Source organism: Acinetobacter sp. AB03 (genome assembly GCF_058107045.1).
Genome location: NZ_JBUEBA010000002.1, coordinates 742,209 through 753,279, shown reverse-complemented (window position 1 = coordinate 753,279; position 11,071 = coordinate 742,209). Strand labels below are relative to the sequence as shown.

General features: G+C 42.9%; 8 protein-coding genes. 6 read left to right on the top strand and 2 right to left on the bottom strand.

The window, feature by feature from the left end; translation table 11 throughout:
• Window positions 1–195: 195 nt before the first annotated feature.
• Both rpmA and rplU read right to left on the bottom strand, forming a co-directional pair.
• A complete protein-coding gene (gene rpmA / locus ACY3FQ_RS03955) occupies window positions 196–450 on the bottom strand; it encodes a 50S ribosomal protein L27 (protein WP_004695443.1) in 255 nt (84 codons plus the stop codon).
• A 19-nt stretch (window positions 451–469) separates the two neighbouring features.
• A complete protein-coding gene (gene rplU, locus ACY3FQ_RS03950; RefSeq protein WP_004695441.1) occupies window positions 470–781 on the bottom strand; it encodes a 50S ribosomal protein L21 in 312 nt (103 codons plus the stop codon).
• 467 nt (window positions 782–1,248) lie between these two features.
• On the opposite strand from rplU, the gene sdsA reads away from it, so the two are divergent.
• From sdsA to adeK, 6 genes are all read left to right on the top strand, one after another.
• Window positions 1,249–2,226 (top strand): All-trans-nonaprenyl-diphosphate synthase, encoded by a 978-nt coding sequence (gene sdsA, locus ACY3FQ_RS03945; RefSeq protein ID WP_004982856.1) that lies wholly within the window; start codon window positions 1,249–1,251, stop codon window positions 2,224–2,226.
• 33 nt (window positions 2,227–2,259) lie between these two features.
• Complete coding sequence (locus ACY3FQ_RS03940) at window positions 2,260–4,314, top strand: site-specific recombinase (protein WP_279677660.1); 2,055 nt, start codon at window positions 2,260–2,262, stop codon at window positions 4,312–4,314.
• 146 nt (window positions 4,315–4,460) lie between these two features.
• Window positions 4,461–5,072 carry a phosphatase PAP2 family protein gene (locus tag ACY3FQ_RS03935; protein WP_005400364.1) on the top strand — a complete coding sequence of 204 codons (612 nt, stop codon included), beginning with the start codon at window positions 4,461–4,463 and terminating at the stop codon, window positions 5,070–5,072.
• A 25-nt stretch (window positions 5,073–5,097) separates the two neighbouring features.
• Window positions 5,098–6,342, top strand: coding sequence for an efflux RND transporter periplasmic adaptor subunit (locus tag ACY3FQ_RS03930; RefSeq protein ID WP_005400363.1), 1,245 nt, complete (start codon window positions 5,098–5,100; stop codon window positions 6,340–6,342).
• A 13-nt stretch (window positions 6,343–6,355) separates the two neighbouring features.
• Window positions 6,356–9,535: an efflux RND transporter permease subunit gene (locus ACY3FQ_RS03925; protein ID WP_094148965.1), complete on the top strand. Its 3,180-nt coding sequence runs from the start codon at window positions 6,356–6,358 to the stop codon at window positions 9,533–9,535.
• Window positions 9,535–10,992, top strand: coding sequence for a multidrug efflux RND transporter AdeIJK outer membrane channel subunit AdeK (gene adeK / locus ACY3FQ_RS03920; protein ID WP_110974397.1), 1,458 nt, complete (start codon window positions 9,535–9,537; stop codon window positions 10,990–10,992). The genes ACY3FQ_RS03925 and adeK overlap by 1 nt, the downstream gene beginning before the upstream one ends.
• The last annotated feature ends 79 nt before the right edge of the window (window positions 10,993–11,071 follow it).

The following is an 11,071-nucleotide window of genomic DNA, read 5'->3' as shown; positions in this document are numbered from 1 at the left end:
TCTATTTTATTCATATCCGTCTGCCTTTCTTTTACTTTTACACTATTATTACGCTCCTTTTTTTTGTGACGTATATCACCACTTACTGGTATTTAGTGCTTTATTTCAAAATTTAAAAATACAAGAAAAATAAGCTAACCATATGAATAGACGAAAAAAAACCCACAAAACTGTGGGTTTTTTTACTATTAAAACTTACGCTTCAACAGTTACGTAGCGACGGCCAAACTGACCTTTCACTTCGAATTTTACTACGCCGTCAGCGGTTGCAAACAAAGTATGGTCACGGCCCATACCAACGTTTTGACCTGCGTGGAATTCTGTACCACGTTGACGAACGATGATGTTACCAGCAGTCACAGATTGACCACCGTAAATTTTAACACCAAGCATTTTAGGGTTCGAATCACGACCGTTCTTAGTCGAACCACCGGCTTTTTTAGTTGCCATGTCTCATTACTCCTCGTGATTAGCCTGAAATAGCTGTAATTTTCAACTCAGTGAACCATTGACGGTGACCTTGTTGTTTACGGTAGTGTTTACGACGACGCATTTTTACAATACGGATTTTGTCGTGACGACCATGGCTAACTACTTCAGCAGTTACAGTAGCACCAGCAACAACTGGAGCACCGATTTGAATGCTGTCGCCATTTACTAGCATTAATACGTCATCAAACGTAATAGTTGCGCCAGTTTCAGCTTTCAACAATTCAACTTTAAGGGTTTCACCCTCTACAACACGGTGCTGTTTACCACCGCTTTGGATTACTGCGTACATAATGTACTCCAAACATGCCCGTGTCGTCGTGCCGATAAAGGAAGATATCGATCTTAATACGAACGCCACTGGGGTTAATCAAGGGCAAGGATTTTAAGTGATATTGACTCAAACAACAAGAGATTTGCCGAACTTATTAGACTAAATTAACGATTATTTAATAATCGAGAAAAACTCAATCAACAAATTACAGTTCAACTCTGGCTTGACTTTGCTTACAATGAAATAGATTTTTAAAATCAATCCGCTATAGTATGGATGAATTGATTTTAAAAATGTAAATAAGCCTACAAATGCAGTACGCTTATACATTGGGGAAATAAGGAACTGTCTTTCGTAAAATACAGCCTCGCACACTAGCGAGTCTTATTTAAGATTGAAATGAATCATTTAGACAGGTATCCCTATTTACACAATACTGGTAATGCTGATTTTTATCACTTTATATAGATGAGGCCGCTCTTCAAATGACCATCGACTTTAAGCAAGATATTCTCGCCCCTGTAGCTCAAGACTTTGCCACGATGGACACATTTATTAATGAAGGCATTACCTCTAAAGTGGCATTGGTCATGGCGGTGAGTAAACATGTGGTTGAAGCAGGTGGTAAACGCATGCGTCCCATTATGTGTTTATTGGCCGCCAAAGCCTGTGGTGCAGAAGACCTTGAACGCCAACGTAAACTTGCTGCAATCATTGAAATGCTGCATACCGCAACTTTAGTCCATGATGATGTGGTCGATGAATCTGGCTTACGTCGTGGTCGCCCAACGGCCAACGCGACTTGGAACAATCAGACCGCTGTACTGGTGGGTGACTTTCTAATTTCACGTGCCTTTGATTTATTGGTCGATCTCGGTGATATGACCTTACTCAAAGATTTTTCTACAGGGACTTGTGAAATTGCCGAAGGTGAAGTGCTACAACTTCAAGCACAGCACCAACCTGAAACCACAGAACAAACTTATTTAGATATTATTCACGGTAAAACCTCACGTTTATTTGAACTGGCAACTGAAGGGGCTGCCATTCTTTCTGGGACACCGCAGTACCGTGAACCACTACGCTTATTTGCAGGCCACTTTGGCAATGCCTTTCAAATCATTGATGATATTTTGGATTACACCTCAGACGCTGAAACATTAGGTAAAAATATTGGCGATGATTTAATGGAAGGCAAACCGACTTTGCCGTTAATCTCAGCATTGAAAAATACAACGGGTGAAGAACATGACATTGTTCGTCGAAGTATTGCGACAGGTGGAACGGCAGATCTTGATCAAGTCATTGCTATCGTAAACAGTTCTGGCGCACTAGATTACTGTCGACAACGGGCGCATGAAGAAACCGAAGCCGCACTTCAAGCATTACAGGCTTTACCTGACAGCCAATATCGTCAAGCACTGGTCAATTTAACCCAACTGGCTTTACATCGAATTCAATAACAAATGATGCTTTAAAATGTTTTTAACTTGCCTATGCATATAAAATTTAATGATCTTTTCTCTCAAATGCAGCAACAGCTTGAGCAACCTCAAGCTGTTTTAAATGATCAACTTTTAATTGAGTTGGTGGAGCGTATTCGTCCAACGGATTCGCATCAAACCGATGAAATCCATCAAAAATTTCAAGCGCTCATTCAAGCATTACTTATCACTCCCGATGCCGCATCGACCTTACAAAGCTTTGTGCTGCGGCTTATTTCCCAATATAAACAAACCAGTCTTTATGCCGATACAGGTATCTTGTCTTTAGATGGGTTTTGGAACCAATTGTCACAGCGTTTAGGGGCACATTTTCTCCCGCTGATTAATGACGAAACTCAACTGCAAGATTTAGTCCGTCGCGTTTTTCCCAACCGAAGTGATAAATATTGGCTCGATAACATCCGAGACAGTGACTGGCTACAACTGCTGAACCTGCTCAATCACGGGCATGCCAATCAAAAAGAAAAAGTCAAAATTCGCAGTGAAGTGATTAAAGCCATTACGGTGCTGTCTTATCGGATTAGTGGTATTGGTTTATATCCGGAGTTTATTAATGCGCATCCTGAGCTGACCGAATATGAATCGCCTTTTTTAGTGCAGAACCGCGAAATTATCGAGTTCATTCAACAGTATAAAAAGGCACATCAAGAAGCTGAAACCTCGAGTGTGGTTGCCCCACCCGACGCCTCTCAAGCACTGGTCATGATTGAGCAGTGTCGTGATGTGGTATTGAAAATTCGTCGTGCGACCAAACGTATTGGGGTCAGTGTCAGTTTAACTTATCTGATTTCCTTACTTGAGCAATGCTTAGACCGCGTCGAACTGTTGCTCAATTTAATTGTAGAAGAAGGCGAAGCACACTATGAAGCGGTGAGTCTGCTCTTGGTCGACATTACCGCTGCGATTTATAGTGAACGGAGTGTGCGCTCTTTACTGACGACCAATAGTGAATTGATTGCTTTACAGGTGACTGAAAATGCCAGTAAAACGGGCGAACACTATGTAAGTACAGACAAACAAGGCTTTTTAGCCATGTATAAGTCCGCAGCGGGTGCAGGTGTCATCATTGCAACCATGGCCACCCTGAAAATCTTGTCAGCACGGATGATCATGGCGCCGCTCATGCAAGCCTTTGTTTACAGCATGAACTACTCATTGGGGTTTATGCTGATTCATGTCTTGCACTTTACCGTGGCAACAAAGCAACCAGCAATGACAGCGGCGGCACTCGCGGCAACTGTACAACAGCGCAAAGGTTCAAAAACAGCGCAAATTGCTGAATTAGCAGCGCTGATTATTAATATTATTCGCACCCAATTTATTGCTATTTTGGGCAATATCTCAATTGCCATCCCTGTTGCCGCCTTTATTACATGGGCATGGGCAACTGGCATGCATGAACCGCTACTCAATCATGCAAAAGCGGCGAAAGTCTTACATGACTTAAACCCTTTTACCTCTTTGGCCATTCCGCACGCCGCGATTGCGGGTGTCTGTTTGTTTTTATCGGGACTTTTGGCGGGTTATTTTGACAATATGGCGGTTTATCGCAAAGTTGGCCCTCGTTTAAAAGCACACCCTCGTCTCAAAACCATCATGGGACAAGAACGGCTCGATAAATTTGCAGGTTATATAGAACGTAACTTAGGTGCGTTGGCGGGTAATTTTCTGTTCGGGATTATGTTAGGAAGTATGGGAACCATTGGTTATATTTTGGGTTTACCCCTAGATATTCGCCATATTGCCTTTGCTTCAGCAAACTTCATTCAAGGCCTGATGAATATTAATGGTAGTCCTGAGATTGGCTTGATTATTGTATCTTTCCTCGGAGTACTCGCTATTGGTCTGACGAACTTATTTGTTAGTTTTACTCTCACGATTATTGTGGCTTTACGTGCACGTCGGGTCCGTTTTGAACAGTGGAAACCGTTAGCAAAATTGGTTTTAACCCATTTTCTAACGCGACCAAGTGACTTCTTTTGGCCACCCAAAGTACCTCTTGAAGTTGATGAAAGTTCGAACAATACAAAACACCATACAAAATGATTTTGTACCCATTTTGAGCTCTTGTTACACTGTAAACAAAATTTTATACATGATTAATCAACACTTGAATTAAAGTGTACTGATGAGTACACTTTAACCCAGTAAATAACCGCGCTTAAATCGGTTGAAATGACACGAGTTCCAGCATGCCTTACTTGTTGCTTTTTATCGGTATTATTTTATTTATAATCAGTGTATTAGCTCTAAGCATTCAACCACTCACCGCTTTAGATCTGGCGATGGTCGAATGTTTCAGCACATTAAGAACTGAGCCTATAGATAAACTTGCAATACTTTTATCGGCACTCGGTGGCATGCCGTTTGTATTATTTCTAACCACTCTATGGTGTTTCCATCGTGCATGGTATAAAAAGTATAGAGATGTTGTTTTTATTGGTTTAGGCGTTGTTGGAAGTATTGCTTCTGCTTGGCTACTTAAATTTCTAATTTCAAGACCACGCCCACCAGAAATGTTTCACCTAGTGACGAGCTATGGTGCTTCCTTTCCGAGTGCGCACAGTATGTATGCTGCCACTTTGGCGTGTCTTGCCATTTTCTTAAGTCGACCATTTCCTGCACATCGTTATGTTGTATGCATTGCTATTTTATGGATGCTGATGATGGGAATTTCAAGAGTCTATCTTGGAGTACACTTCCCATCCGACGTTCTCGCAGGTTGGAGCATTAGTATTATCTGGATTTCACTGCTTTACATCTTGTGTGGCAGATATACCCAATTAAATACACATTATTTTTAGATAAGAATCTAATCGAGGTGGAACAATGATATCGGCAAAGCTTTGGGCCCCAGCCCTTACCGCTTGCGCATTAGCAACGAGTATTGCACTTGTTGGTTGTAGCAAAGATCCAAAGGATGCGCAGCAAGCTGGCGCTTCTCAACAAATGCCACCTACTGAAGTCGGTGTCATTGTTGCACAACCGCAAAATGTAGAACAATCTGTAGAGTTATCTGGCAGAACCACGGCATTTGAAATCTCTGAAGTTCGCCCACAAACGAGTGGAATCATTCTAAAACGTTTGTTTGCGGAAGGCAGTTATGTACGTGAAGGCCAGGCACTTTATGAACTTGACTCTCGTACTAACCGCGCAACATTTGATAATGCCAAAGCAGCATTATTACAACAAGAAGCGAATTTAAGCACACTCAGAACCAAATTGAATCGTTATCAGCAACTGGTTTCAAGCAACGCTGTTGCGAAGCAAGACTATGACGACTTAGTGGGTCAAGTAAATGTCGCTGAAGCACAAGTGGCAGCAGCACGTGCTCAAGTTAAAAATGCTGAAGTGGACTTAGGTTACTCAACCATCCGCTCTCCAATTTCAGGTCAAACCAACCGCTCTACAGTTACTGCTGGTGCTTTGGTGACTGCAAACCAAACAGAGCCATTGGTGACGATTCAACGTTTAGACCCGATCTATGTTGATATCAACCAATCAAGCTCTGAACTTCTTCGTTTACGTCAACAATTGAGTAAAGGTAGCTTAGACAGCAGTAACAACACGCGTGTGAAGCTGAAACTTGAAGATGGCAGTGACTATCCAATCGAAGGCCGCTTAGCGTTCTCTGATGCCAGTGTCAATCCAGATACAGGGACTGTGACGATTCGTGCGGTGTTCCCGAACCCGAATCACTTGCTGCTTCCAGGTATGTTTGCCAATGCACAAATCGTTCAAGGCGTAATCCCGAATGCGATGTTAGTGCCGCAAATTGCAGTGACTCGCACACCAACAGGTCAAGCGATGGCAATGATTGTGAATGACAAAGGCGTAGTAGAGCCTCGTCAAATCACCACAGTTGGTATTCAAGGCCAAGACTGGATTGTGACTGAAGGCCTTAAAACAGGTGAAAAAGTTATTGTTGACGGAATAGCAAAAGTTAAAGCTGAACAGAAAGTTGTTGCGAAACCGTATCAACCTAAAGCAGCAGCACCTCAAGCTCCAACAACGGATGCTAAAAAGACAGAAGCTGGTGCAAAAACTGAACAAAAAGCTACTTCAAATACATAAGGGGTAGACGAATATGGCTCAATTTTTCATTCATCGCCCTATTTTTGCTTGGGTGATTGCACTGGTGGTTATGTTGGCGGGGGTTCTTTCGCTAACTACAATGCCTGTTGCTCAATATCCAACAATTGCACCACCAGTGGTGACAATTGCTGCAACTTATCCAGGTGCTTCTGCACAGACTGTTGAAAACACAGTCACTCAGATCATTGAACAACAAATGAATGGTCTGGATGGTCTACGTTATATCTCTTCAAACAGTGCGGGTAACGGTCAAGCATCTATTAACTTAAACTTTGAACAAGGCATCGATCCTGATATTGCTCAAGTTCAAGTACAGAACAAACTACAATCGGCAACGGCACTTTTACCTGAAGATGTACAACGTCAAGGTGTAAAAGTCACCAAGTCTGGCGCAAGTTTTATGCAAGTACTTGCATTTTACTCTCCAGATGGAAGTCTTTCTGGGGCGGACATTAATGACTATGTAAACTCAAACATCTCTGAACCGCTGAGCCGTGTTGCAGGTGTTGGTGAACTTCAAGTCTTTGGTGGTCAATATGCGATGCGTATTTGGCTAGATCCAGCGAAAATGAACAGTTTGCAAGTGACACCAAGTGACATTGCTGCTGCAATTCGTGCTCAAAACGCTCAAGTGGCTGTAGGTCAGTTAGGCGGTGCACCTTCTGTACAAGGTCAAGTGCTGAATGCGACTGTCAATGCGCAAAGTATGTTGCAAACACCTGAACAATTTAAGAATATATTTCTAAAAAATACATCTTCTGGTGCTCAAGTCCGTTTGAGTGATGTTGCGCGTGTTGAACTCGGGTCAGATAACTATCAGTTCGACTCTAAATTTAATGGTAAGGCTGCTGGCGGTGTTGCGATTAAACTGGCAACTGGTGCAAATGCACTAGATACAGCAGCGGCTGTAGAAAAGCGCCTCAGTGAACTTCGTAAAAACTACCCAAATGGTTTAAAAGATCAACTGGCTTATGACACCACACCGTTTATTGAACTTTCGATTAAGAGTGTTGTTAAAACCTTAATTGAAGCGATCATTTTGGTCTTTATTGTGATGTTCCTGTTCTTACAGAATTGGCGTGCCACAATTATTCCAACATTGGCTGTTCCAGTGGTTGTATTGGGCACATTTGCTGTCATTAACATCTTCGGTTTCTCAATCAACACGCTCACCATGTTTGCGATGGTCTTAGCGATTGGTTTATTGGTTGATGACGCAATTGTCGTGGTGGAAAACGTAGAACGTGTCATGGTCGAAGAACATCTTGACCCTGTAGCGGCAACTGAAAAGTCCATGAAACAGATTTCTGGTGCCTTGGTCGGTATTACGAGCGTGTTAACCGCAGTATTCGTACCGATGGCATTCTTTGCGGGGACAACAGGTGTTATTTACCGTCAGTTCTCGATTACGCTTGTTACCGCAATGATTTTGTCACTGATCGTGGCATTAACCTTCACCCCTGCCCTGTGTGCAACCTTGTTAAAACAACATGATGCAAACAAGCCAGAAAGTAATAATATTTTTGCGCGATTCTTCCGTTGGTTTAACAGTAGCTTTGAAAAAGTTGCCGTGAAATACCAAGGCGGTGTCAACCGCATGACGCACCATAAAATATTCTCTGGTGTGGTTTATCTACTGGTGCTTGCAGGTTTATTCGGTCTGTATAAAGCCTTACCTTCTTCATTCTTACCAGATGAAGACCAAGGCGTCGTCATGACTTTAGTTCAGCTTCCACCAAGTGCGAGCCTTGAACGAACGGATAAAGTCATCACAACTATGACTGATTACTTCTTGAACAAGGAAAAAGAAAATGTAGAGTCGATCTTTACTGTTTCTGGTTTCTCATTCACAGGGGTTGGCCAAAATGCTGGTCTTGCATTTATCAAATTGAAGGACTGGAGTGAGCGTACGACACCTGAGTCGCAAATTGGTGCCATCATCCAACGTGGTATGGCATTGAATATGATTGTGAAAGACGCCTCTTACATCATGCCATTGCAATTACCTGCAATGCCAGAATTAGGTGTTTCTTCAGGTTTTGACATCCAGTTAAAAGATGCGAGTGGTCAAGGTCACGATAAACTGATTGCAGCACGTAATGCTGTGTTAGGCATGGCTGCACAAGACAAACGTCTTGCTGGTGTTCGTCCAAATGGTCAAGAAGATACGCCTCAATATCAAATCAACATTGATCAAGCGCAAGCAGGAGCAATGGGTGTAAGTATTGCCGATATTAATTCAACCATGAACATGGCGTGGGGCGGTTCTTATATCAATGACTTCGTTGACCGTGGTCGTGTGAAAAAAGTTTATGTTCAAGGCGACTCAAATACACGTATGATGCCGGAAGACCTAAACAAATGGTATGTACGTAACAACGTAGGTACGATGGTTCCTTTCTCTGCATTTGCATCGGGTGAATGGACTTATGGTTCACCTCGTCTAGAGCGCTATAACGGTATTGCTTCGGCTAACATCCAAGGTACTCCAGCACCAGGCGTTAGTTCGGGTGATGCAATGCTCGCGATGGAAGAAATCATTGGCAAGTTACCATCTATGGGCTTAGATGGTTTCGACTATGAATGGACGGGTTTATCTTTAGAAGAACGTGATTCGGGCAATCAAACAGCTCCGCTGCTTGTTCTTTCAATGCTTATCGTCTTCTTATGTCTTGCCGCATTGTATGAAAGTTGGTCTATCCCTGTTTCAGTATTGCTGGTTGTACCACTTGGTATTATTGGTGCATTTACTTTAACGTGGTTAGGTATGATCATCAAAGGCGATCCAAATCTGTCATTTAACATCTACTTCCAAGTCGCAATTGTTGCCGTGATTGGTCTTTCTGCGAAAAATGCAATCTTGATCGTAGAGTTTGCAAAAGAGTTGCAAGAACAAGGTGAAGACTTGTTTGATGCAACCCTTCATGCTGCAAAAATGCGTTTACGCCCAATTATCATGACCACCCTTGCTTTCGGTTTTGGTGTCCTTCCGCTTGCCCTTTCAACAGGTGCAGGTGCAGGTAGCCAACACTCGGTAGGCTTTGGTGTCCTTGGTGGTGTAATTAGTTCTACACTGTTGGGTATTTTCTTCATTCCAGTATTCTTTGTTTGGATTCGTAGTATTTTCAAATACAAACCTAAGAAACAAAACAATCAGGAGCAAACATCGTGATGCAAAAAGTATGGTCTATTTCAGGTCGTAGCATTGCGGTATCTGCACTTGCGCTTGCTTTGACTGCATGTCAAAGCATGCGTGGTCCAGAACCCGTCGCTCAAGCGGATATCCCAACAGGATATATTGGTTCAACGACAGGTCCATCTGTTGCAGAACAAGGCTATAAAGACTTTTTTGCTGATCAGCGTTTAGTCCAAGTCATCGAGTTAGCATTAGCCAATAACCGTGACCTCCGTACGGCGACTTTAAATATTCAACGTGCTCAGCAAGCGTATCAAATTACTGAAAACAACCAACTACCCACTATTGGGGCAAGTGGTAGTGTGCTTCGTCAAGATACGCTAAGTACGACCAAGCCAGTCACAACCTATAATGTTGGTCTTGGTGTCACTGCTTATGAGTTAGACTTTTGGGGTCGTGTTCGTAGCTTAAAAGACAATGCTTTAGACAGCTATTTGGCAACTCAAAGTGCACGTGATGCAACACAAATTTCGTTGATTGGTCAGGTTGCGCAAGCATGGCTGAGCTATTCGTTTGCCAATGCCAACTTAAAACTGGCAGACCAAACCTTAAAAGCACAGCTTGAATCATACAATCTGAACAAAAAACGTTTTGATGTCGGTATCGATAGCGAAGTCCCTGTACGTCAAGCGCAAATTTCGGTTGAAACCGCACGTAATGACGTTGCGAACTACAAGACTCAACTTGCACAAGCACAGAACTTACTCAACCTGTTGGTGGGTCAGCCTGTTCCTGCAAACTTATTGTCTCCTCAACCTGTGAAACGCATTACCCAAAGTACGGCGTTGACAGCGGGCTTGCCAAGCGACTTGTTAAATAACCGTCCTGATGTCCGCGCTGCGGAATATCAATTGTCTGCTGCGGGTGCCAACATTGGTGCGGCAAAAGCACAGTTGTACCCAACTATCAGTTTAACGGGTACAGCCGGCTATGCATCGACAGATTTAAGCGATTTGTTTAAATCAGGTGCCTTTGTCTGGTCACTTGGCCCAAGCTTGGATATTCCAATCTTTGACTGGGGTACACGTCGTGCCAATGTGAAGATTTCAGAAACTGACCAAAAAATTGCGTTGTCAGATTATGAAAAAACCATTCAAACCGCTTTCCGCGAAGTGAATGATGCCTTGGCAGTACGTGAAAATATTGGTGACCGTTTGGCGGCGCAACGTCGTCTGGTAGATGCAACCAACACCACCTATAAGCTTTCAACGGCCCGCTTCCGTGCAGGTATCGATAACTACCTGACTGTACTTGATGCACAGCGTACATCGTACTCGGCGGAACAAGGGTTGTTATTGCTTGAACAAGCAAACTTAAACAACCAAGTTGAAGTGTATAAAACCCTCGGTGGCGGCGTTAAAGCCAACACTGCTGATCAAGTGGTGAAACAGCCTTCTTCTTCAGATGTGAAATACAACAAAACAGCAAACTAAGGTTTGCAACATCAAAAGCTCACTTCGGTGGGCTTTTTTATTGCTTTTTGCTGGGCTTTTTCCTATCTTCAAAGATAAT

What these genes read in the sequence shown, in the direction of transcription:
- rpmA (WP_004695443.1), bottom strand. Translation starts at nt 450, where the DNA reads ATGGCAACTAAAAAAGCCGGTGGTTCGACTAAGAACGGTCGTGATTCG.
- rplU (WP_004695441.1), bottom strand. Translation starts at nt 781, where the DNA reads ATGTACGCAGTAATCCAAAGCGGTGGTAAACAGCACCGTGTTGTAGAG.
- sdsA (WP_004982856.1), top strand. Translation starts at nt 1,249, where the DNA reads ATGACCATCGACTTTAAGCAAGATATTCTCGCCCCTGTAGCTCAAGAC.
- ACY3FQ_RS03940 (WP_279677660.1), top strand. Translation starts at nt 2,260, where the DNA reads ATGCATATAAAATTTAATGATCTTTTCTCTCAAATGCAGCAACAGCTT.
- ACY3FQ_RS03935 (WP_005400364.1), top strand. Translation starts at nt 4,461, where the DNA reads ATGCCTTACTTGTTGCTTTTTATCGGTATTATTTTATTTATAATCAGT.
- ACY3FQ_RS03930 (WP_005400363.1), top strand. Translation starts at nt 5,098, where the DNA reads ATGATATCGGCAAAGCTTTGGGCCCCAGCCCTTACCGCTTGCGCATTA.
- ACY3FQ_RS03925 (WP_094148965.1), top strand. Translation starts at nt 6,356, where the DNA reads ATGGCTCAATTTTTCATTCATCGCCCTATTTTTGCTTGGGTGATTGCA.
- adeK (WP_110974397.1), top strand. Translation starts at nt 9,535, where the DNA reads ATGCAAAAAGTATGGTCTATTTCAGGTCGTAGCATTGCGGTATCTGCA.